Source organism: Desulfobulbus oralis, from assembly GCF_002952055.1.
Classification (GTDB): domain Bacteria; phylum Desulfobacterota; class Desulfobulbia; order Desulfobulbales; family Desulfobulbaceae; genus Desulfobulbus; species Desulfobulbus oralis.
In genome coordinates this window covers 1,955,969-1,979,502 of sequence record NZ_CP021255.1, presented here as the reverse complement: position 1 = coordinate 1,979,502, position 23,534 = coordinate 1,955,969, and the positions used below count along the sequence as shown (strand labels likewise).

Here is a 23,534-nt window from a genome sequence, read left to right as displayed (position 1 = left end):
CATGACGCTCCCGCTGCTCGCCCTCGACTTCGACTGCCGTTTTATCAGCCCTGCCCGCCTGCCCGCCTTTAAGGGTTCGACCCTGCGCGGCGCTTTCGGCCATGCCTTGAAAAGCGTGGCCTGCGCCCTGAAAAGGCAGGACTGCGCCTCCTGCCTGCTGGCCGGCAACTGTGCCTACAGCCTGATCTTCGCGACGGAAAAGCTGGACGCTTCGCGCCTCTCCGCCCGACCCCACCCCTATGTGCTCAACCCGCCGGCCACGGATCAACTGCAGTACCGGGAAGGCGACAGCCTGAGCTTCAACCTCGTCCTCCTCGGCCCGGCCACGCAGTTTCTGCCCCATGTCGTCTGTGCGGTCGAGGCCATGGGCCAAAAGGGCATCGGCAGCGGCACAACGGAGGGGGCCGGCCGTTTTGCCCTGCGCCGGGTGACCATGGGGGAACAGCCCGCCCAGGTGCTCTACACGGAGGAAGACAGGATGCTGCGGCCGCCGGACAATCCGCCCTGCCTGCACCTGGCAGCAGGCGCCCCCGGCCCGGCAGGGGAGCTGGGCCTTGGGCTTTTGACCCCGCTCCGGCTGAAAGACCAAAACAGCCTGCAAAGCGCCCTGCCCTTCTCCCTGCTCGTCCGGGCCGCCCTGCGGCGGGTTTCGGCCCTGGAAGAGCACTACGGCAGCGGCAGACCGGCCCTGGACTACCACGCCCTGGTCGTGCAGGCTGGCGCTGTCGAAAGCGTACAGGCCGACACCCGCTGGCAGGAAATCAAACGCTACTCCAACCGGCAGAAGCGGGAAATGCTGCTGGGCGGCATGGTGGGCAGACTGCGCTTTCGGGGGCACATCTCGGTCTTTCTGCCCCTGCTCCGCTATGCCGAGGCCGTCAACCTGGGCAAACAGACCGTCTTCGGCCTGGGCAGAATCCGGATTGTGGAGCCGGCATGAAACGCATTTTGCTGGCCGTTTCCGGCATGAGTCCACAGATCATCACCGAAGCCCTCTACTGCCTGCACTGCGACGGCCGCGACGTGGACGCCATCCATGTCGTCACCACCCGGGACGGCAAGGATCTGCTCCAGGCCGGACTGCTGGACAGCGGCCGGGGCCAGTTTTACCGCTTCTGCAAGGAATACGGCCTGGATGCCAGGCAGGTGGACTTTTCGCGAGACAACATGCACATTCCGCTCGATGCCCGGGGCCGGGAACTGCCCGATATTGTGGATCAGGATGACAACGAGGCCCTGCTCGTGCTCTGCCTGCGGCTGGCCCGTGAACTGACCCAGGGCGACACGGCGGTGTACTTTCTGGTGGCCGGCGGCCGCAAGACCATGAGCTCCTGTCTCTCCTTTGCCGCGCAGATGTACGGCCGGCCGCAGGATCGCATCTACCACGTGCTGGTTTCGCCGGAATTCGAAGGCCACCGGGATTTCTGGTTTCCGCCCAGGGAGGCGCGGCGTCTGGAGCTGCGCGACCGGCAGGGCCGCAGTTTCTGGATGAACACGGATGACGCCAGGGTGCAGCTCGTCTCCCTGCCCTTTCTTTCCCTGCGCAGGCATCTGCCCGGCCATCTGCTCGCCGGGCCGGATACGCCGGGCGCGCTCATGGCTTCGCTGGTGCGGGAGGAAGATCGGGGTTTCACCATTTCGCTGGCCGCGAAAACCGTGGCCTATGGCTCATTGCAGGTGGATCTGAAGCCGGTCTGGCTAGCGCTCCTGGCTTTTTTCGCGGAAATCCGCCTGCAGGGCGCCGCGCCCGTGCCGACCGACTCCGGGGAGTGCCCGCCCTGGTTTCTGGAAACCGGGGAAATCCTGAACCGTCAAAACCGCATCGCCAAACTCTACGAACACATAGCGGGCGGAAGGAAGGACGGCATGAGCACCACCGGCATCAGCAGTTTGAACGCAGACAATTTCCATTCCTACAGGTCCCGCGTCAACCAGGCCCTGCGCACGGCCTTTGGCCCGGCCGGCGAGCTACTGGCCATCCAGCCCTGGGGCAGAAGGCCCAACACGCGCTATGGCCTCAGGATCGAAAAGAGGCAAGTGCAGTTTAAGAAAAAATGAAACGGCAAGCTTGCCGGGCTGGATAAAAGGCCCCGCATTCCGTACAATCCGCATCAGGAATAAACATGACCAATACAAGCCGGAGGTGAACACGTGCTCATCACCAGATTTCACGACACAGAGACCCTGCAGGTGAGCGTCGAATTTCTGACCCCAACCTTTCTGGGCGGCGCCGACCAGAACGCCGAACTCAGGGCCGCGCCCTTCAAGAATCTGCTCCGCCAGTGGTGGCGGGTGGCGGTGGGCAGCCAGTACCCAAATCATAAAGAAATGCTGAAGGCCGAAGGAGATTTGTTCGGTTCGGTGCTGGACGAAAGCAAAGCCAGCGCCAGCAGGGTGCGGCTGGATTTGCAGGACACCGGTATCAACATCGTCAGCGAAAAGCTGGACAGCCTGGGAAAAACCAAACATCCGGAAGTAACAAATCCGGTCTCCAATGCTCTTTATCTGGGCTATGGGCCAGTTTCCACCCACGGCGTCAAAACCTACATCGCGTCAGGCAGCAAGGCTGAACTCACGCTGTGTCTGCCGAAAAATTGCGTTCCGGAACTGTTGCTGGTACTGGCCTATATCGACGCCTTTGGCACTTTGGGTTCGCGCTGTCGTAATGGCTGGGGTTCTATCGTGCTGTCCGGCCAGAATTTCCGGCGACAGGCAGCGGCGACCCTGCCCGCACAGGACTGGCAACCGCTGGTGAACGGTGGACAGGCACGGGCATATCCGGCTCATCTGGGGAGAGATCAAAGAGGTCTGCTCTGCTGGGAAGTGAATCCGGCACCCAAGACTTGGAAGACCGCCATGCAGGAATTGGCAACAATCTACATGAACCTGCGCACCAGCATCAATATCGCACCAAACGGTCTGCAGAAACGCCATATTCTGGGCTATCCAGTGACACACCACAATATCCCCAACTGGGGCGGCGGCACAGGCCGGATGCCCTCCCAGCTCCGGCTGATGGTCAAGCGTAACGAAGAGAACCATCTGGTGGGCCGCATTCTCCACCTGCCGCACAGACTGCCCAAACAATGGGAGCCGCAGCGCTTGGGGCAGGAAACAGAGGTCTGGCAGGCAATTCACCAACGGCTTGACAAGAATACGGATTTGCGGCGCTGTGGAGGCACGAGATGACTGCAAGCAACTACTGGCAGCACAAACTTTCCCTGTGGCTGCACGACCCGGCGCACAAGATGCTGGATATTCGCGGCCATGAAGCGCGGGCGGCGGAGATTGCACGACTTTTGGATGTTTCCGTCCCGGATAAGGACAGTTACCAGAATGCCGACATGATTGCCGCCGGTCTGACCAGAGCGGCCTTGCCCAAGTACAGTGCGGACGAACAGAACGGGGCAGTCAATTTTCGGGAAAAGCCGATTCTCACCCATCCCCTGGTGAAAGACGGCAAGCTGGCCTTTGCTTGGGACACGATGCCGGGCATTGACGCCGTGCATCAGGGGCTTTGCCAGCTTTTGACCGCAGACCTGGGGCTTGGCAAAACCATAGAGGAACTGCAGGCTTTACCCGAAGACCAGCGGCCTTTAAGCGGATTTTTTGACAAAAGGAACACTCCGGAGGAATGGGCTCGCGCCCTGTATTTCTATCTGTTCTTTGCCCTGAAAAAACGGCTGCGCCAGAAAAATGTCGGCGCTCTGGGCGCTGCCTGGGATGTGCTTCCAGCCGATTCCCGCATGCCTGACCATTGTCTATGGCACCATCTGGGCCTGACCTCGGCCATCGGCTCCTGCATGGCGGAAGATGCCGGGCACAATGTGGCACTCGCGGTTTTTGCCATCACGCCGGTACAGACCTTTATCGGCAGGGCACGCAAGCTGCGCGATCACTGGGTGGGCTCGGTTCTGCTTTCCTACCTGGCCTTCACCGGCATCCGTCACGTGGCGGAGACCCTTGGCCCCGACCACATTGTCTATCCGTCTTTGCATGACCAGTCGCTGGTGGAAACATGGATTGGCAGGGAATTTCATCTGGCGCGCTTTCTTGAGGAAGCAGACCCCGCGCTGACAAAACAACAGAATGAGGGCGCGTCCATCGCCTCGTTTCCGAACAAATTTGTTTTTCTGGCTCCGGCGGAAAAGGCAGGCGCAATCTGCCAGGAAATTGCGGAAAGCGTGCAGGGGGAATGGCTGCGCGTGGCCCGGCTGGTCAGGGATTTTCTGGTCAAACGGCATGGCGCGGGCAAAACCCTGCAGGCGCTGTTCGAGCATCAGATTGCCGACTACTGGCAGTTCAGCCACGCAGCCTGCCGCCTGGCCGGTCTGGCCGATGCGGACAAGGAGGCTCTTGCGGTACTGCTTGACCCGCAAAAATGGCAGGAGGAACGCAAGACCATTGCTTCCTTTGCCGGTGTCTACAGCCAAAGCGGCGAGGCAACCGCCCGTCTGTACGGGGCAACGCATACGCTGGTGCAAAGCCTGCTGGCCGCCGCCAAGCTGAAGCCGACCCGTCTCCGCGCACCGCAACAGGGGGAAAAATGCCCGCTCTGCGGCGAACATGAAGTGCTGCACGACTTTGCGCAGGCAGGCGAAAGCAGCGCCAGCGAATACAGCAAGGCGGTCAAGCAATTTTGGGGTCGTGTGCGCGAAACGGAAAATGGTGAAAACAGTTTTGCCCAGGTAGGCAAAAACGAGCGGCTCTGCGCGCTCTGCGCCATCAAGCGATTTCTGCCCAGAGTAATGAACTGGAGCGGCAACCAGGAGGAGATTCTGGCTACGGTGTTCCGCAGCGCGGACAGCTTCCCGTCAACCACCGAAATGGCTGCCCACCACTACCTGCAGGAGCTGACTGGCAAAATCACCATCACGCGAAACGAATATCCGCGTCTGGTGGACGCACTGCACCAAACCGAAGTCGAAAACGCCGATGACGAACAGTCACAGGCCATGCGTGTCATTATTGATGAAGGCGAGAACAGAGGCGTCAAATTTACCGACCGCGATAAATACTACGCTCTCCTGCTCATGGACGGCGACAGGATGGGCGATCTCATCAACGGCCAGACGCTTTCCGCCACCTGGAACGACGTGCTGCATCCCGACTTGCGGGAACGCTTTGGGCGGCCCGGCTTTCAGCCTAATTCGCCGCTTCGCGCCACGGTGGACGGCAAGCCGCTGTTGACAAAACTGCGCCTGCTCAATCCGGCCCTGCATGCGGCCATCTCAGACGGCCTCAACAGCTTCGCCCGCTATGGCGTGGCCCCGGTGATTCAGGACAAGGGGGGCAAGCTCATCTATGCGGGCGGCGACGACGTCTGCGCCATCATGCCGCTTGAGGGAGCGCTTGCTGCGGCGGACGCTATCCGCCAGGCCTACAACATGGCCTTTGTCTGCTACACGGAAAACGGGGCGGAGGAAATTTCCGGCACAGTGCCGACAAGTGGCAAAGTGGGCCTGCATCTGGGCCGGGCGGAAAAAATCTCCATTTCCGCGGCCATTGTCATTGCCCATCACAAGGAGCCTCTGCGGGAGGTGCTGCGCGACGCCCACCAGGTGCTGGAAGGCATTGCCAAAGATCGGGCCGACCGTAATGCCCTGGCCATCCGCCTGAAAAAGCGCTCCGGCGGCGACCGCGATTTGTGGATGCAGTGGGACGCAGCCAACCCGTATGGCGAGAGCGAAACCCTGCTGCAATCGCTGCGGGCGGTGATGGATGATGTGGGCGGCGCTTTACTGGGCAGCAGCCTTTTGTACCGCCTGGATGAGCTGCGGCAGGCGATCGCGCCGCTGGCCGCCAATGCAGCCGTGCTGGCGGCAAACCAGGACCTGATTGTCCGCCTGATTGCCTACGAGGTGGGGCACTCCGGCAAGCTGCTTGCCAAAGACAAAACGCAGCTTGTGGCCCGGCGCCTGGCCGGACTGATGGTGCAGGGCGTTTCCACAGAGGAAAACTGGTACAACCCGGAAGCCGCGATCATCGCCCATTTTCTCGCAGCAAGGAGGGCGGCATGAAAATCTGTTATGAACTCACCCCGACCGACACGTTATTCCTGCGCGGCGCGGAGCCTTTGGAAGCCGGACAGCCCAGCGGGGAAGCGCTGTTTCCGCCGCCGGTCTCCGTGCTTCAGGGAGCCGTGCGTACCGCCGTACTTCGGCAAAGGGGCATTGCCTTTGCCGACTACAAGGCAGGACGGTGTCCACAGGAAATTCTGGAGCGCATTGGCCATTGCAGCCAGCCCGCGCCCTTCCACATCACCGCCGTTCTCATGCGGCGCGAAGGCACACTCTACGCGCCCTGCCCTGCCAGTTGGTTTGTGGACAAGGCGGAAAACATGGATGGGCACGCCAACAGGAACACGCCCTGCGCGGCCAGGCCCTTTTCCCCGCTGGGCCGCACCCTGCTCCAGGCCGCCTTGCCGCCCAAGAAGGCTTCGTCCCTGCTGCCGCATTCGTCGGCAGGCACGGCCTTGCCCATGGTGCGCGCCAAAGACGCCAAACCGCTGACCCCTTACTGGATTCGGCTGGACTGTCTGCGCAGATCGCCTGTCACATTCGCGGCAGGCGATCTGCTCGCCAAAAGCGAACTGTACGACACCGAATCACGCACCGGCATTGCCATTGACAGCAAACGCAAGGTGCAGGAAGGGAAGATTTATACGGCTGCACACATTCGCCTGCGGCCGGAAGTGACGCTGCTCATCGGATTGGACAGCGATCCCGGACTGCAGAAAAAAGGCCGGTTTTTTCTGGGTGGCGAACAACGTATCTGCGGCTATGCCACCGCTGCCGCTCCCGCATTGCCCCAGGGCGAAGCAGCGCTGTATCTGGCGCTCGCTCCGCTGGAACTGACAGTGGAAATTCTGCCCCATGTCTTTGCCGCGTCCAAACCGGTCACCCTGGCCGGTTGGGATCTGGCTAGGGGTTTTCACAAAGCCACCACGGCCTGGCTGCCCGCCGGCTCCGTATTCACCAAAAGGATCAATCCCTGCTGCATTCCTTTACCTCAAGGAGAACACCATGAAAGATAACGCCTCCATCCTTGCCCTGTACGCGGTCACGCCCTGCCATGCGGGCAGCGGTTCCTCAACCGGCGTGGTTGACCTGCCCATCCAGCGCGAACGCCACACCAGGTGGCCGCTCATTCAGGCCTCCGGCGTGAAAGGCGCGCTCCGCGCCCATTTCGACCACTTCAAGGGCAGCATCAAAGAGAAGCCACAGGAAGAAACATTCGGGCAAATCACCGAGCTGGTCTTTGGTGCGGACACCCAGAATGGTGACCATGCCGGCTCCCTGTCCATTGGCGACGCGAAAATTCTGGCCTTTCCCATGCGCTCAAACATTGCGCCCTTTGTCTGGATCACCTGCCCGGCGCTGCTCAAGCGGCTGAACCGGGATCTGGCACTGATCGGCGAGCAGGAAATCGACCTGCAGCCGCTGGCCAATCTGGGCGATGCAGCGGCCAGATGGATAACAGGGCAAAATGCTGATGCCTCTGTGCTGCTGGAAGACATGGAGGTGCAGGCAAAGGGAAGCTTTTCTCTAGGCGCAGGCAAGGGCGCGCAGCTCTTTGCCCGGGCGGAACGCCTGCTCGTGGTCTCGGATATGGTGTTTGATTACGGCGTCAACAACTGCACCCAGGTCATGGCGCAGATAAAAATCGACCAGAAAAGCGGAACCACACAGGACGGTTCCCTGCGTTATCAGGAGGAACTGCCCGCCGACACCCTGATGTATACGGTCATTTTCTGGGGTGATTCCAGAGACGAGAAGTCCAGCCTGAAACAGGAGGCCATTCGCGGCTATATTGAAAAGGAAGTCGTGACAGGCCATCTCCAGATCGGCGGCGATGAAACCCTGGGGCGCGGCATTTTCGCGCTGGAATGGCTCTAAGGGAGGCGGCCATGCAGACCAAAGAACAACAGCGTTCGGAATTTGCCCTGAATCAGGTGAAAGAAGTTTTTCAAATACCGGTTGATGAAAAGGTGGCCAATTTTGTTGTGGGCGTGCCGACCATGATTCTGACAAACGGCCTGGGACAAACTCTGGCTTTTCTGCTTTCCAAACACAAGGAGCCGGATGCGAGAGATTCGGAGGAGAAAAAAAAGGATAAGCTCAAATACAGAGATGCCTTTGACATCATTCAACGCTGGCTCAACCAGCAGAAGGCCATGGGTCTAACGGAAACGGACCGCTTTTCCTTTCTGCGCAAACTGTCCATAATTGACCAGACGACCTACCTGCGCGCCCAGAAGGAGTCCTTGGCCATGCTGCAGTGGTTGAAGCGCTACGTGCGTGCGTTTGTCAAAGAGGAAAAATCTGAAACCCCTGAGGAGTAGTCTATGTTTCCCATTCCCGACACACAGAAAACGCTCTTTGAGCACGGCGGCAGAGGCAATGCGTCGCTCTATTTTTCTCGCATGACCGCGTGGAATGAAATTGGGCAATCGGTGAAAAAATCGGACAATACCATTGAGATTCTGGGCGTAGCAATCAATAAACGTTTGGCATCAAATGCTGATGTGCTGAACCGCATCCACGAACGCCAGACTGACATTCTCAAAACCACCGCGCTTCAGGGCGGCATGGTCTGGGAGTTGACCGCCACCCTGAGTAGCCCCTTTGTCTCCGGCCTGGGTTCCGGCCATCCCACGGAGACCGGCTTCATCCTGGACCGCAATACCGGCCTGCCCTGCATTCCGGCCAGCGCTATCAAGGGTGTGCTGCGGCTGGCCTGCGGCCTGCATATCGAGCAAACCGAGCCCGATAGCGTAAAGGAACAACGGGACAAAAACGGTCAATCAACCGGGCAATGGGAGATCCCCGATACTCATCCGCTCTTCCGGCGCTACTTCGGCGACACCGATACCGGCAAAAAAGACAGCGTGCGGGGGCAGATTGCCTTTCTGGACGCCTTCCCCGCCGCCCTGCCCCAGGACGGCAGGCTGTTCAAGACCGACATCATGAACCCGCACTTCGGCAAGTACTATGCGGGTGAACAGGAACAGGGGCCGCTGGAAACCGAAAGCCCGATTCCTGTCAAGTTTCTGGCGGTGAATTCGGGCGTGCAGTTCGTCTTCCGCTGCCTGGCCCTGCCCCTGCCGGAACGGGCGGCAGACGAGCCGGATGCCGGCGTATTTTCGCCATTTGATGAGCAGGATGAAAAGAAGGTTCAGGCTTTGTTTGAAATTGCCTGCACGCGACTTGGCTTCGGCGGCAAGACCAGTGTGGGCTATGGCCACTTGACGGCAACGGCAATGAAAACGACCGCAGATTTCACCGAATGGGGGCCGTGGTTGCGCAAACTGGAGCACGCGCAGGACTGGGCGACCCTCAATTTGTTACAGAACGAACAAGAAGCCGCTGGCTGGAAAAACAAACCCGGTATCACTGGGGCACTACAAGCCGCCCGCAAACGGCTCTGCGAGAATTGGCTGCACACCTTGGACGCAATCGACGACTGGGGCAAGATCTGCCAGCGCATTCTGGACAGCAAAGAAGCAGAAGACTGGCGGCAGGAAGAAGGTGTTGCCGAAGCGGTCAAAGCGGTTTTCGAGCGAGTGCGCAGTAACTTCCCGAAAAAATGGACAAAAGAGCGCGATGACCGTTGCCGCGAGTGGCTTAAGCCTACAGGCATCCTATGGTCAAATCCGGGCGGCCCCGATGAAATAGACCCGGTACCGCCGGCACCCGAACTGGAAAAGCGCATCCGGTACCTCAAAAATTTTGGTGAATATATCAGCGCCAAACTGGATATTGCCGCCCTGACCCTGTCCGAAGCCCAGGCCTTGCAGGAACAGTTCAAAAAATGGGGCTGCCATGACAAAAAAGCCAAGGGAGACAAACCGAAGCACTGGCAGGCCCTGCAAAAGCGGCTCAGGGAATTAAAGGAACAAGGCACATGAACAGACCGGGCAACCTGCTCGTCATCTGCAATCACAGCCTTCTCCCTGCTCCAGCGCGCCAATACCGCTGATTCTGGGGGAAGCAGGAGATTCGCTTCATGGAGAGCTCGGAGAACTGTCATCCAGGGTATCGATCCGCAGCGGTTCAGGCCGTACTGGCACAGTACGCGCGAAAATATATCTGGTGGCAGAGCCCCGAAGAAGCCTTGCAATCGCCCCACCGCGTCGCGGCCCAGGTGATGAGCCTGGGTTCCTTTCGCGACATGCAGAACATGGCTGCAAACCTTGGCGATGACCTTCTGCGCGACGTTCTCCTCCACGCGGAAGCCGGATGGTTTACGCCCCGGGCGTGGAGCTACTGGCATTGCCGCCTGTATCCCGGGCGTTCCATTCCGCCCATGCCAAAGAGAAGTTTTTTATGAACGCCACGTTTACGCCGCATCTGGAAATATTGCCTGTCGCGCAGCGTCGGCTGTGGCCCGCTCTGCGCCCGCTGCCTGATCTGGGCTTCATTCTGTACGGAGGAACGGCCATCGCTCTGAGACTGGGACACAGGCAGTCGGTTGATTTTGACTTTTTTTCGGCAAAACCACTGCGCAGAGAGGCATTGTCGCGTCGACTGCCCCTTGTCAGGCAGGGTGAAACCATCCAGGAAGACCGGGACACCTGGACAGTGCTTGTGCGTGATGATGCGGACGAGAATGTCAAATTTTCCTTCTTCGGCAATATCTCTTTTGGCCGCGTCGGCGGGCCTGACTATACGGATGACGGCGTGCTGCTGGTCGCCTCCCTGCAGGATTTACTGGCAAACAAGGTCAAGGTCATTCTCCAGCGTGCCGAGGCAAAAGACTACAGGGATATCTGCGCCATGCTGAACGCGGGTGGCGATCTTGCTGCCGCTCTGGCGGCAGCGGAACTGCTGTTTGCACCCGGCTTTCAGCCGGCTGAAAGTCTGCGCGCCCTGACTTTTTTTGAGGATGGCGACCTGCCCAGCCTGACCGATGCGGAAAAGCGACAACTGCAACGCGCGGCGGTGGCCGTACAGGCATTGCCACCGGTACGGCTTGCCGCGGCTTCGTTTGCCGATGAGGAAGAGCCTTTGCCTGAACCGAAGGGCCCGGAGGGGCAAAAAGCATGACTATCCTGCACCACATAAGGGGGGTACGCTCTTGATCCGGCCCCAGATGCTCGTCATCTTCAATCACAGTCTGACAGCCGCGCAGCGGGAAGACGCGAAAGCTGCCTTCGGCGTGAACGATTTCATTGCACCGCCAGCACACCTGCTTGCGATCTGGGGGCAGTTGCCGCCAGATGCGGAAAGGCTTGCGCCACTGCTTGCCCCGCTTTTTGACTGGCTGCGCGAGGCCGGATCTCAGGGCGACTATGTGCTGGTCCAGGGGGATTTTGGTGCGACCCACCTGACGGTGCAAAAGGCTCTGGCCCTTGGCATGAGGCCTGTCTACTCCACCACCCGCCGCGAGGCTGTGGAAACGCGCAACGGCGACAAGGTGCAGCTCACCCACCAGTTCCGTCATGTCCGCTTCCGGCTGTATGAGGCCCTGTGATGCATATTCTTGTCTCCGCATTGGGCGCCCAGCCCGACATCATCACGGAGACCGTGGGCGTTTTCAACTATGCACCAACAGCGGATTTCTATGCGGCAAGCAGGTCGCTGCCGCAAATCACGGCAGCACGGCAGGGCCTGAGCCGCGTCGATGAACTGTGGCTCGTGGCCACGGATCAGCCTCATCAGGAAATATCAATGGCTGACGGTCACACCAGAATCATCAATTCCACAGAAGAAAATTTTGCCTGCATCAAACAACAGTGCGGTGCTTATGGCGTGCAGTGCCGATTGTTTCTTCTGCAGGACGTGCCGGACATCAAAAGCAATGACGATGCCAGGGCCTTCCACGACCTGGCGCTGCGGGTCGTGGCCGCGGCGAAACGGCGCGCCAATGGCGGCAAACTGTACCTGTCCCTGGCCTGTGGCCGCAAGACCATGAGCGCGGACATGCAGGACGCGGCCTGGTGCTTTGGTTGCGACATGCTGCTCCACATTCTGGGAGACAGCAAGGCGGAAGCCCTGCCGGTCTTGCTGGGCGCGGTCGCTGCAAATCCCGCCCTGCAGAACCTGCGGGATCAGGTTCCGGAATTTGACAGCGCCGCATTCCTCCCATGTCCGCCACAAACCAGCTTCCTGGACCAGATTCAGGAGCAGAAAAAACAATCCCAGCACTTCTTCACCACCTACTATTTAAAAGAGGAGGAAAGCCGCGCCAATTTCCACATCCTGTATACCCTGCCGCTAGACAAAATAAAGGCGCTCAGGGATGAAAAAATCGGCATCGACCCGAAGCGGCAGGATGAAGAACTCGAATGGCTCAAGCATCTGCCCAAGGCGGATTTGCACTGTCATCTTGGCGGGGTGCTGGACCCGGAAGACATGATTGCCGTCGCCGAATGCTATGCAGAGGATCTGGAGCAGGCCGCGCGCACCAACCCGGACTTTGCCCGTTGGCGCGCCACCCTGTCCCCATTCCAGGTTCCGCCGTCCGGAGGCTGGAAGGGTGGCGCAAGCACCAGGCGGACGAGTTGCACGTCCCAGCAAGTCTGATTGCCCCGGCCCTTTTGCTGACCTATCCCAACGCGGACGCGCTGTCCGCCAGTGTTTTTGGTGATTATCAGGACGAGCACCGATTCAGAAAAATCGGCCTTTCCGCTTATGAAGGCCTGGGCGACTTGCAGGGCTCGGCCCTGCTCTGCCAAGAAAAGGCCTTGCGCAAAACCCTGCACTGCTTTCTGCGCCGCTGCAAGCAGGAAAACGTACTCTATCTTGAACTGCGCTGCTCGCCCCTCAATTATGCAAATCACGCCTTTCCGGCCCAGCAGGTTCTGGCAAACATTCTGGCGGAGCTGGAAGGGTGTTCGGAGCTTGAAACTTCGCTCTTGCTCATTGCCACGCGGCATGGCGGCAAAGAGGAGATGTTCAGAAAAATCCGGGAAAGCGTCTCCCTGGTGCAGGCATGCCAACAGGACGCACGCTTCCAGAAGTATTTTCGCGGCTTTGATCTGGCAGGCGACGAAGATGCCGCTTCCTCAGAAGACATGCGCCGGGAATTTCTGGAAATCATGCAAGACTGCTACAACATCACCATTCATGCGGGTGAGATCATGCCCTGCGAGAGTATCTGGCAGGCAGTCTATCACCTCAACGCCGAACGTATAGGTCATGGCCTGACCCTGCGGGATCGGCCCGACTTAATGAACAAGTTTCTGGAACGAGGCATTGGCATTGAAATGTGTCCCTCCAGCAATGCCCAGATTGTGGGCTTTCAGGACAACTATCTCCCGGATACCGGCCTGCAGGAATATCCGCTCAAGAAATACCTCGATGCAGAGCTGCTGGTCAGTGTCAACACCGACGATCCCGGCATTTCCCGCACCAGTGCCACCAATGAGCTGCACAAGGCCGCACGCCTCACCAAAGGCGGCCTGTCCAAATGGGAGATTCTGCAACTGCTCTGCAACGCTTTTCGTACGGCCTTTTACCCGTATAAGCAAAAGAAGGCACTCATACGACGGGTTGAAGAGCGGCTGGGCAAGCTGATCAGGGAAGAGAAGCTGTGAAGAACGAAAAAGTCCTGTCCGTAGAACTGACCCGGTTGCGGCAATCCTTTGACCTGTCCCGGCAATACTGGCCCATTGACGTGGCGGTATTGAACCGGCTGAGCTATACCTATGTGGACCGCAGCCAGGCGGAAGCGGATTTCAGTTGCAAGCAGCTTATTCCCTATGCCCTGATTTTTGATCAGAATGGCCGGATTTGTACCTATCAGCGCCACGGTTCGGAACTGCGGCTCATCGGCAAATTATCGGCAGGGATTGGCGGGCATGTCAACGACAGGGATCAGGGCCCCACCCTGTATGACCGGCTGCTGTCCGGCCTGCGGCGCGAGATGCGGGAAGAAATTGGTCTTTCGTTCAGGCCATCGCAAATCACGGTTCTGGGCATGATCAATGAGGATGAAAGCGCGGTGGGCCGCTGCCATCTCGGTATTGTCTTCAAAGTCCACCTGGATGTGTGCCAGAAATTGTCTTTTTCCAGGGAAATTGCAAACCCAGAGTGGCAGCGTATGGAGCAACTGCCTCTGGAACACTTTGAACTCTGGTCAGAACTGGCCATACACCTGGCCAAACAAGGAGGCTCTGTATGAAAATGCATGTTTGCCTGGTATCAGGCCAGCCGGTCCCCAATGTCCTGCCCGTACTGTTGGAGAGACCCGAAAAGGTGGCACTGCTCGTGACACCTGAAATGCAGGAGCAGGCGGAGCGACTGAAAAATATCTTTCGAGCCCGGGCCATCCAAATCAGCGTCTACGAAATCCCGGCTTATGATTTTGCAGGCGCGCTCGCCGCCTGCGATGCCGTGGTGCAGCAATCCCAGGCAGACGAGCTCACCTTGAACGTCACCGGCGGCACCAAGATTACCGCCCTGGCTGCCTACCAGCAGTTCTATTTTAGTGGCAAACGCGTCATCTACATGGACACCGAGCATGAGCAATTGCTGGAATTGGGTGACCAGCCGACCGCCATGCCAGTCAGGCAGAATCTGCTGGATGTAAAACTCTGTCTGGCCTGCTACGGCAAACGTTTTAATGAAGCAGGTACACGCAGCAAGATAGATACGGCCCGCAGGCGCAAGGCGGCAACCGAAAAACTTTGTCGCCTTTTTCTTAACAATCCAGATATGCTGCGCGCATGCAACAGACAACTGAACGAGTACGATAAAAAGGAGCCTCCTGTTTTTCTGTACGTAAACAACCTGCCCGGCCCCGGCACAGAGCTCTTTGATCTGCTGGTGCAGGAGGGCATTGCCGTGCCTTCAGGCGCAGACACGCTGTGTCTGCAGAGCGAAGCCGCCCGCTTCTACCTGAACGGTGGCTGGTTGGAAGAGTACGTGTTCAATCTGATAAAAGGCTTGAGCATCAACGGTCTGGACTGTCTCCTGAACGTCAATTTTGAGTGGCAGATACAAAGGGCTGCTTCGAAAAAGAAAAAGACAGAGAATGAACTGGATGTTGTCTTCTCCTGCAATAATCGACTGCACATCATTTCCTGCAAAACCAGTAGCCTGGATATCCTGAAAAATGCGGGCAAAGATGCGCTGCATGAACTGGATTCCATGAAGGCAAATGTAGGCGGCCTCTTTGCCCGCCCTCTGCTCGTGTCAGTACATCCGCTGAAAGATGCTGATTTCCGGCGGGCGCAAAACCTGAAAATTCCTGTGGTCAGCGGGAACAACATTTTGCATCTGCAGGAGCGCCTGCAACAGGAATGGGGCATTGGCAGGTAAAGATTCCGACAACCTTGCTGGCATTGTCTGGCCGCCCTACCCAGGCTACCCTGGCGAAAAGGGGAAGAGGCGAGGAACGTTGTCCTTTCTTTCTGGAATGCCGGACACGACCTGGATACAATGTCGGCAGGGCAAAGCGCAGTCTCGCTGCAGGCTGCATGGCAGCCTTGCGTGCTGGAGCAATGGCATGGGCAGTACGGGGAGCACTGACCTCGAGACCGCGTCAGCCGAATGAATTGGCCGGGAAGCTCATGGCTCCTGTCTTTGGAGTGAATAACATGCTGATTTTTCGTGATTTTACTTTTTTGAGCGCTGGAGCTTCCCGCGTGCAAAAAAATCCAGTAAAATCAGGCTGTTTGGGTAGAGGCCTCTGTTCAGTCCCTCCATCTGCCCTTCTGCCAGGTTTTCTGCGTCGGAGCTTCCCGGAAACCATCACCCAACACCCTGAAAACACAGAACATTTGGAGGTGACAGTTTGATATGACCTGACTTGATAAGGGATTACGACGGCGCTGTGCCTTGCGTTTCAGATTGTTGCTCATGTGTTTGATATGACCTGACTTGATAAGGGATTACGACGCTCTTTCATGGTATCCCCAAACTCTTTCTCAAGCGATGGCGTTTGATATGACCTGACTTGATAAGGGATTACGACTCTTTCTCAAGCGATGGCAAAGCCATCGCTTGAGAGCGCAGTTTGATATGACCTGACTTGATAAGGGATTACGACGACGCCGCAAATACGCGGCGTCCTGAAAATCACGGGAATTGTTTGATATGACCTGACTTGATAAGGGATTACGACACGTGGGGAGTGGCAAGGCTTTCCAGCCTTGCCATCGTTTGGTTTGATATGACCTGACTTGATAAGGGATTACGACCTGGAGCGCAGGGGCAATGTCCTGGTCACCTGGCAGAGTTTGATATGACCTGACTTGATAAGGGATTACGACCGACCAATTTCGGTCAGGTCAATCAGAGTCTCGTTCATGGTAGTTTGATATGACCTGACTTGATAAGGGATTACGACCAAAGTTTGATCCCTGTCCAATTATTCAGATGAAAGGTACGTTTGATATGACCTGACTTGATAAGGGATTACGACTGTTTCGTAAGCCGTCAATGGTTTGTCCGGCTTGGTATGTTTGATATGACCTGACTTGATAAGGGATTACGACTCGTGCAAGGCGCTTTCGATTTGTTCTTTCTTTCTCCGTGTTTGATATGACCTGACTTGATAAGGGATTACGACGGGATGGGAAAAGCCTGACAGTAGATGCTTCTGAACTGTTTGATATGACCTGACTTGATAAGGGATTACGACCAAGAATCAGTCTTCGCCCATTGGGTACATAGGCTGTGGTTTGATATGACCTGACTTGATAAGGGATTACGACTGGTGTTGTTGATGAAACCATAATCCCTCGTTGTAAGCCTGGTTTGATATGACCTGACTTGATAAGGGATTACGACCCTCGATGGCTGTTACATCGTTTGCTCTGATAAAGTCGTCGGGTTTGATATGACCTGACTTGATAAGGGATTACGACCTTCCGAACTCCAGAGGTGAATAGTGCCTGCGCTCGATCAGGTTTGATATGACCTGACTTGATAAGGGATTACGACGATATTGGGCGTTGCCTTATACGGATCCTTGATTGGTTGCGTTTGATATGACCTGACTTGATAAGGGATTACGACCATCAGTTGCCCGTTTATTACAGTACGTAAACTAGTTTGATATGACCTGACTTGATAAGGGATTACGACGCATCGGAGACCCGCTGCACGTTGGGGTCAACCTTTCGCATGGTTTGATATGACCTGACTTGATAAGGGATTACGACCGAAGACCTTGTTCTCGGCATCTTTGGTCTGCTTGTTCAGGTTTGATATGACCTGACTTGATAAGGGATTACGACGTAGAAATGTTTCTCATATGCTTCCGACGGGTTTCGTGTTTGATATGACCTGACTTGATAAGGGATTACGACGTCCGGTGCGACGTACCTGTTTACATCCAACGCCTGCCGTTTGATATGACCTGACTTGATAAGGGATTACGACTGACTGCATCAGTATTACCAATGCAGTTCGGATAGGATTGTTTGATATGACCTGACTTGATAAGGGATTACGACACCTCTTGGGTGTATTGTGCAGAACGCTCTTGCTCAACTTGTTTGATATGACCTGACTTGATAAGGGATTACGACAGGCCCAGGAAGAAGGCGCAAACTTCCTGCAGGCCTGCCGGTTTGATATGACCTGACTTGATAAGGGATTACGACGCTGGAAGCTGGGAGCTTGCCTAACAGGCAAGCTCGTTTGATATGACCTGACTTGATAAGGGATTACGACATACCTCCTGCCAGCGGGTAGCTGGCTGTGGAGCGCCAGGTTTGATATGACCTGACTTGATAAGGGATTACGACCCGCTTGCTCGAGCAAGCCGAACGCTTGCTCGAGCTTCTGGGGTTTGATATGACCTGACTTGATAAGGGATTACGACCCTAACAGGCAAGCTCCCAAAGCTGGGAGGTGGCTTTCCGGGTTTGATATGACCTGACTTGATAAGGGATTACGACAGGAAAAGATCAGATGTACGATAGCCATCATGGGCTATCGTACGTTTGATATGACCTGACTTGATAAGGGATTACGACTCCGTACTGCCAGTACTACAGTAGGTACAAGATTAAGGTTTGATATGACCTGACTTGATAAGGGATTACGACGGTTGCGAAATATGAACGCTTCCTCTTGTGCGCGAAGCGGTTTGATATGACCTGACTTGATAAGGGATTACGACTAACTGCCGCAGCCAGCAGATTCCGTAACTGGAAGCCGGTTTGATATGACCTGACTTGATAAGGGATTACGACACTTCCTCCAAGCCCGCGCCTTGGGCTTGGAGGAAAAGAAGTTTGATATGACCTGACTTGATAAGGGATTACGACCAAGTATCCAGCCTGGGTAGCTTGCGCGCTCAAAGTTTGATATGACCTGACTTGATAAGGGATTACGACGAAATTTCTTGATTTTTAAAGGAAGAAATTGGGGAATTTGTGTTTGATATGACCTGACTTGATAAGGGATTACGACCCCTTGGAGAATGAAGCATTTTTCCTGAAGTAGCGGAAATGTTTGATATGACCTGACTTGATAAGGGATTACGACGTCGGAGAAATTGCGGGAATTTTGAGAGTCACAAGAAACAGGTTTGATATGACCTGACTTGATAAGGGATTACGACATTATAGTTGCGACAAGCTGATTGCGGAAGCGGAACGCTGTTTGATATGACCTGACTTGATAAGGGATTACGACAATTTGTATCTGGCAGTACGGACATATTGAAAACGTTTGATATGACCTGACTTGATAAGGGATTACGACGGGTATCGAGATTACGTTCTGCAGTTTCGGCTCTTTTGTTTGATATGACCTGACTTGATAAGGGATTACGACGCAGATTTTCTCTGGACTCTACAGTTTGGGCAGAACCAATCTGGTTTGATATGACCTGACTTGATAAGGGATTACGACGCAGTACGAGCCGCGTTGGAGGTAGGCTGATGGGCCTGTTTGATATGACCTGACTTGATAAGGGATTACGACGGAAGTAGACCTTCCTGAATGAAAATTTGAGTCACTTTTTGTTTGATATGACCTGACTTGATAAGGGATTACGACAGTTCTGGTGCAAGGTCTTGCTCGCCCGGCAAAACGCCGGGGTTTGATATGACCTGACTTGATAAGGGATTACGACTGAGCGCGAAGCTCGGCTTCGCGCTCGCGTTTGGTCTGGTTTGATATGACCTGACTTGATAAGGGATTACGACGCTTGAGACCTCAATTTGATGATTTCCGCAACCAGTTGGTTTGATATGACCTGACTTGATAAGGGATTACGACCGGAGGAATTCCCGCTCGTTAGAGCGGGAATTCCCAGAAGTTTGATATGACCTGACTTGATAAGGGATTACGACTACAACAAGTTCACTGGATTCTCCTGTATAAGTACAACGTTTGATATGACCTGACTTGATAAGGGATTACGACCCGGCAAAACGCCGGGCCGTACCTTGCCCGTGGCCAGCGCGGTTTGATATGACCTGACTTGATAAGGGATTACGACCGCCTTTTCCGCCGCCTTTCGTGCGGCATTGAAAGACCGTTTGATATGACCTGACTTGATAAGGGATTACGACCCAAGTTAAGGTCACTCAAACGCCGGAGGAATTCCCGTTTGATATGACCTGACTTGATAAGGGATTACGACTTGTGCCGGCAATTTGGCCGGCCAAGTTAAGGTCACTCAAAGTTTGATATGACCTGACTTGATAAGGGATTACGACGGAGGAATTCCCGCTCGTTAGAGCGGGAATTCCCAGAAGTTTGATATGACCTGACTTGATAAGGGATTACGACCCAAGCGGGCCTCCGCTGCTTGAGCGCGAAGCTCGGTTTGATATGACCTGACTTGATAAGGGATTACGACCCGGAGTTCTGGTGCAAGGTCTTGCTCGCCCGGCAAAACGCGTTTGATATGACCTGACTTGATAAGGGATTACGACTCTTTTGGGTTCGCCTTTTCCGCCGCCTTTCGTGCGGGGTTTGATATGACCTGACTTGATAAGGGATTACGACCAAGTCAGAAAGGCGCCTCAAAAATTCCCGTTCATCAGTTTGATATGACCTGACTTGATAAGGGATTACGACGGGAGTAACCCAAGGGAAACAAAGGTATCCGTCACGCTGGTTTGATATGACCTGACTTGATAAGGGATTACGACGAAGCCTGGCCTCGGCCGCATCGGCCCTTAAAAGGGCCTCGTTTGATATGACCTGACTTGATAAGGGATTACGACTCCCAGAGTGGTCACATGGGATATCCAACATCCCGCATAGTTTGATATGACCTGACTTGATAAGGGATTACGACTTGGAGTTTTTCCCGTCGCGATCCCTGATTTCCCTTGGGAGTTTGATATGACCTGACTTGATAAGGGATTACGACCTTCTTCCAGAGTAGGCAAAGGCATACTCTGGCTGCGGTTTGATATGACCTGACTTGATAAGGGATTACGACTTACTGATATTTGGTACCAGTAACCAGAAAAAGGATAATGTTTGATATGACCTGACTTGATAAGGGATTACGACTTTCTGGTGGCAAGCTGGGCATTCCGGCTTGCAAAGATTTTTTGTTTGATATGACCTGACTTGATAAGGGATTACGACACGATCTCTCCCCACAGGCTGCCAACCTGTGAGGAGAGTGTTTGATATGACCTGACTTGATAAGGGATTACGACACGGTGTCCGGAGCGATCCTGGCAACAGGAGTGCCGCGTTTGATATGACCTGACTTGATAAGGGATTACGACGTCGATCCACGCAGCCAAATCGCCGCCCAGCTCGCAGTTTGATATGACCTGACTTGATAAGGGATTACGACGCCAGCATCCGGCGTTTGAGCTGCTTGTCGATCAGCGTTTGATATGACCTGACTTGATAAGGGATTACGACGCGGGCAGGAAAGAGCGGTTTGCTGCTCTTTCCGTCGGTTTGATATGACCTGACTTGATAAGGGATTACGACAAAATCAAGTACTTACGCGACATTTTATCGGTAAACTGCTGGGTTTGATATGACCTGACTTGATAAGGGATTACGACTTCCAGCAGACCACTGGCCGTCTCACGGCCAGTGGTAAGTCCGTTTGATATGACCTGACTTGATAAGGGATTACGACAGCTACCCGCTGGCCGGGTGGGCAGCGCCTATGCTGGTTTGATATGACCTGACTTGATAAGGGATTACGACGCGTCGGGTGCCCCGACGCAGTCAGGAAAGGCATCAAAAAAGTTTGATATGACCTGACTTGATAAGGGATTACGACCCCTGCCAGCGGTAGCTGGCTGTGGAGCGCCAGCTACCGTGTTTGATATGACCTGACTTGATAAGGGATTACGACCGCGCTCCCGTTTCGACGGATTCCGGGACTTCCCGGGTTTGGTTTGATATGACCTGACTTGATAAGGGATTACGACATCGTCGGTTTTGGGCTCGTTCTTTTTTGCGGCCTTTCGGGGTTTGATATGACCTGACTTGATAAGGGATTACGACGCTATAGTCTAGTGTGAGCCCTTTCCAGCAGACCACTGGCCGGTTTGATATGACCTGACTTGATAAGGGATTACGACTTAAACTTTCAGCTAAATTTTTAATTAAATCAATTAGTTTGATATGACCTGACTTGATAAGGGATTACGACAAATAGGACAAGCTCGTCCATTAACATGCATTGCTGGAGTGTTTGATATGACCTGACTTGATAAGGGATTACGACGCGCTACTTCTACTGAGATTGCTCAGAGAGTACTGTTTGATATGACCTGACTTGATAAGGGATTACGACGACGGGAATTCCCGGAAAAATCAAAAGGAACAGGAGCGTTTGATATGACCTGACTTGATAAGGGATTACGACGAACTCCCAAATTTTTCCTTTTGAGCGCAAATTTGCGTAAAGGTTTGATATGACCTGACTTGATAAGGGATTACGACGCATGCATAAGTATGCGCGCTTGGTCAAGACTCTGGCAGGGTTTGATATGACCTGACTTGATAAGGGATTACGACTCCGGATGCGCAATCGCATCCGGAAAAAGCTCAAAAAAGTTTGATATGACCTGACTTGATAAGGGATTACGACGTGCAAGTATCCAGCTACTAGTTAATCCTAGTAGCTGGGTTTGATATGACCTGACTTGATAAGGGATTACGACAAATTATCCTAGCAATTTGTATCTGGCAGTTTGGATTGTTTGATATGACCTGACTTGATAAGGGATTACGACTATGCTGCTTGCTCGAGCAAGCGGCACGCTTGCTCGGTTTGATATGACCTGACTTGATAAGGGATTACGACAAGATGGTACAATGTAATGTTTCGCAGCCAATTATAAAATGGTTTGATATGACCTGACTTGATAAGGGATTACGACCCAATTACGCGATATGCTGCTTGCTCGAGCAAGCGGCAGTTTGATATGACCTGACTTGATAAGGGATTACGACTTACTTTTCGCTAGTAGCTGTTTTTGTCAATAATTCTAAATGTTTGATATGACCTGACTTGATAAGGGATTACGACATAAGTCCCTTATCCGACATATCAGACCTCCTGCCAGCGGGGTTTGATATGACCTGACTTGATAAGGGATTACGACGAGTTTCCAAATTTGGCAGTAATCCTTTTAGGTAGGATACTGGTTTGATATGACCTGACTTGATAAGGGATTACGACACAAGCCCTTGTTCCTTCTCTTGTTCTTTTCGCAATTTTGGTTTGATATGACCTGACTTGATAAGGGATTACGACACGACGGAGCGGGAAGTGACTGTGAGCGCAATAGTATTATTGTTTGATATGACCTGACTTGATAAGGGATTACGACCGGGGCAACCGACGGTGTGAGGAAAAGCTTCGAAAAGTTTGATATGACCTGACTTGATAAGGGATTACGACGCTCCGGGGAATTCCCGGAGCCCTCGTTCTTTTTCGCGGCGTTTGATATGACCTGACTTGATAAGGGATTACGACTTACACGACATGTTGCATTTAGTTCGCCCTCGAACTATGTTTGATATGACCTGACTTGATAAGGGATTACGACTCAGACTCACGTTCCCTTGCGACAGGAATATATACTGTTTGATATGACCTGACTTGATAAGGGATTACGACTCCCGGGTGTTCAGTACTATTTCCGAAGCACCCTTATGTTTGATATGACCTGACTTGATAAGGGATTACGACATAGCATTAATCCAGCATTTCAACCAGCATTATACCAGTTTGATATGACCTGACTTGATAAGGGATTACGACGAACCGAAACATGGTTCCCTAACTTGCTTTTCAGGTTTATTCGTTTGATATGACCTGACTTGATAAGGGATTACGACCGCATTGCGCTTGGCCAGAATTTTTTGTGCAGTTTTCATGTTTGATATGACCTGACTTGATAAGGGATTACGACCCAGAATTTTTTGTGCAGTTTTCATGTCGTAATTCCTTGTTTGATATGACCTGACTTGATAAGGGATTACGACGTCATTTCATGCCAGCAAAGTACTTCTCTTTGCTGGTATGTTTGATATGACCTGACTTGATAAGGGATTACGACCGTAATCCTGTACCCGTGCTACACCTAGCCGGCGTTTGATATGACCTGACTTGATAAAGGATTACGA

General features: G+C 54.4%; 15 protein-coding genes and 1 CRISPR repeat array (1 of these 16 cut by a window edge). All 15 genes read left to right on the top strand.

All coding sequences use genetic code 11. From position 1 onward, the window contains the following. Position 1 precedes the first annotated feature (1 nt). The 15 genes from cas6 (at position 2) to CAY53_RS08655 (ending at position 15,266) form a co-directional block, all read left to right on the top strand. Entirely contained in the window at positions 2 to 940 is a 939-nt protein-coding gene (gene cas6 / locus CAY53_RS08725; protein ID WP_104936783.1) for a CRISPR system precrRNA processing endoribonuclease RAMP protein Cas6, read from the top strand. Then, entirely contained in the window at positions 937 to 2,058 is a 1,122-nt protein-coding gene (csm6, locus tag CAY53_RS08720) for a CRISPR-associated ring nuclease Csm6 (protein WP_104936782.1), read from the top strand. The genes cas6 and csm6 overlap by 4 nt, the downstream gene beginning before the upstream one ends. A 93-nt stretch (positions 2,059 to 2,151) precedes the next feature. Continuing rightward, positions 2,152 to 3,189 (top strand): type III-B CRISPR module RAMP protein Cmr1, encoded by a 1,038-nt coding sequence (cmr1, locus tag CAY53_RS08715; RefSeq protein WP_104936781.1) that lies wholly within the window; start codon positions 2,152 to 2,154, stop codon positions 3,187 to 3,189. After that, a complete protein-coding gene (gene cas10 / locus CAY53_RS08710; RefSeq protein ID WP_104936780.1) occupies positions 3,186 to 6,020 on the top strand; it encodes a type III-B CRISPR-associated protein Cas10/Cmr2 in 2,835 nt (944 codons plus the stop codon). Before cmr1 ends, cas10 begins: the two co-directional genes overlap by 4 nt. Continuing rightward, a complete protein-coding gene (locus CAY53_RS08705) occupies positions 6,017 to 7,036 on the top strand; it encodes a type III-B CRISPR module-associated Cmr3 family protein (protein ID WP_104936779.1) in 1,020 nt (339 codons plus the stop codon). The genes cas10 and CAY53_RS08705 overlap by 4 nt, the downstream gene beginning before the upstream one ends. Further along, on the top strand, positions 7,026 to 7,898 hold the full coding sequence (gene cmr4 / locus CAY53_RS08700; RefSeq protein ID WP_104936778.1) for a type III-B CRISPR module RAMP protein Cmr4: 873 nt from the start codon (positions 7,026 to 7,028) through the stop codon (positions 7,896 to 7,898). The genes CAY53_RS08705 and cmr4 overlap by 11 nt, the downstream gene beginning before the upstream one ends. 11 nt (positions 7,899 to 7,909) lie before the next feature. Beyond that, a complete protein-coding gene (cmr5, locus tag CAY53_RS08695) occupies positions 7,910 to 8,344 on the top strand; it encodes a type III-B CRISPR module-associated protein Cmr5 (RefSeq protein WP_181040239.1) in 435 nt (144 codons plus the stop codon). Between the two features lie 3 nt (positions 8,345 to 8,347). Continuing rightward, the gene (gene cmr6, locus CAY53_RS08690) at positions 8,348 to 9,910 is read left to right on the top strand and encodes a type III-B CRISPR module RAMP protein Cmr6 (RefSeq protein ID WP_104936776.1); all 1,563 of its coding nucleotides are present in this window, start codon (positions 8,348 to 8,350) and stop codon (positions 9,908 to 9,910) included. A gap of 98 nt (positions 9,911 to 10,008) precedes the next feature. Continuing rightward, positions 10,009 to 10,332, top strand: a complete 324-nt coding sequence (locus CAY53_RS08685; protein WP_245874788.1) for a hypothetical protein — start codon at positions 10,009 to 10,011, stop codon at positions 10,330 to 10,332. Continuing rightward, positions 10,329 to 11,048, top strand: coding sequence for a nucleotidyl transferase AbiEii/AbiGii toxin family protein (locus CAY53_RS08680; RefSeq protein WP_104936775.1), 720 nt, complete (start codon positions 10,329 to 10,331; stop codon positions 11,046 to 11,048). Before CAY53_RS08685 ends, CAY53_RS08680 begins: the two co-directional genes overlap by 4 nt. Positions 11,049 to 11,079: 31 nt before the next feature. Next, positions 11,080 to 11,475: a CRISPR-associated protein Csx20 gene (gene csx20 / locus CAY53_RS08675; RefSeq protein ID WP_104936774.1), complete on the top strand. Its 396-nt coding sequence runs from the start codon at positions 11,080 to 11,082 to the stop codon at positions 11,473 to 11,475. Beyond that, positions 11,475 to 12,527 carry a CRISPR-associated ring nuclease gene (locus CAY53_RS08670; protein WP_104936773.1) on the top strand — a complete coding sequence of 351 codons (1,053 nt, stop codon included), beginning with the start codon at positions 11,475 to 11,477 and terminating at the stop codon, positions 12,525 to 12,527. The genes csx20 and CAY53_RS08670 overlap by 1 nt, the downstream gene beginning before the upstream one ends. Then, complete coding sequence (locus tag CAY53_RS08665; protein WP_181040238.1) at positions 12,506 to 13,540, top strand: adenosine deaminase family protein; 1,035 nt, start codon at positions 12,506 to 12,508, stop codon at positions 13,538 to 13,540. The genes CAY53_RS08670 and CAY53_RS08665 overlap by 22 nt, the downstream gene beginning before the upstream one ends. Beyond that, positions 13,537 to 14,127, top strand: coding sequence for an NUDIX domain-containing protein (locus CAY53_RS08660; protein ID WP_017865499.1), 591 nt, complete (start codon positions 13,537 to 13,539; stop codon positions 14,125 to 14,127). Before CAY53_RS08665 ends, CAY53_RS08660 begins: the two co-directional genes overlap by 4 nt. Next, a complete protein-coding gene (locus CAY53_RS08655) occupies positions 14,124 to 15,266 on the top strand; it encodes a Card1-like endonuclease domain-containing protein (protein WP_104936771.1) in 1,143 nt (380 codons plus the stop codon). Before CAY53_RS08660 ends, CAY53_RS08655 begins: the two co-directional genes overlap by 4 nt. A gap of 473 nt (positions 15,267 to 15,739) precedes the next feature. Further along, positions 15,740 to 23,534: a CRISPR direct-repeat array (repeat unit 35 nt; unit sequence GTTTGATATGACCTGACTTGATAAGGGATTACGAC) (it continues 4,265 nt past the right edge of the window).

Excerpts from the sequence above, each read along its gene's own strand:
- CAY53_RS08685 (WP_245874788.1), top strand. The coding sequence starts at position 10,009 with ATGGAGAGCTCGGAGAACTGTCATCCAGGGTATCGATCCGCAGCGGTT.
- CAY53_RS08655 (WP_104936771.1), top strand. The coding sequence starts at position 14,124 with ATGAAAATGCATGTTTGCCTGGTATCAGGCCAGCCGGTCCCCAATGTC.
- CAY53_RS08680 (WP_104936775.1), top strand. The coding sequence starts at position 10,329 with ATGAACGCCACGTTTACGCCGCATCTGGAAATATTGCCTGTCGCGCAG.
- cmr4 (WP_104936778.1), top strand. The coding sequence starts at position 7,026 with ATGAAAGATAACGCCTCCATCCTTGCCCTGTACGCGGTCACGCCCTGC.
- CAY53_RS08705 (WP_104936779.1), top strand. The coding sequence starts at position 6,017 with ATGAAAATCTGTTATGAACTCACCCCGACCGACACGTTATTCCTGCGC.
- CAY53_RS08670 (WP_104936773.1), top strand. The coding sequence starts at position 11,475 with ATGCATATTCTTGTCTCCGCATTGGGCGCCCAGCCCGACATCATCACG.
- cmr5 (WP_181040239.1), top strand. The coding sequence starts at position 7,910 with ATGCAGACCAAAGAACAACAGCGTTCGGAATTTGCCCTGAATCAGGTG.
- cas10 (WP_104936780.1), top strand. The coding sequence starts at position 3,186 with ATGACTGCAAGCAACTACTGGCAGCACAAACTTTCCCTGTGGCTGCAC.
- cas6 (WP_104936783.1), top strand. The coding sequence starts at position 2 with ATGACGCTCCCGCTGCTCGCCCTCGACTTCGACTGCCGTTTTATCAGC.
- cmr6 (WP_104936776.1), top strand. The coding sequence starts at position 8,348 with ATGTTTCCCATTCCCGACACACAGAAAACGCTCTTTGAGCACGGCGGC.
- csm6 (WP_104936782.1), top strand. The coding sequence starts at position 937 with ATGAAACGCATTTTGCTGGCCGTTTCCGGCATGAGTCCACAGATCATC.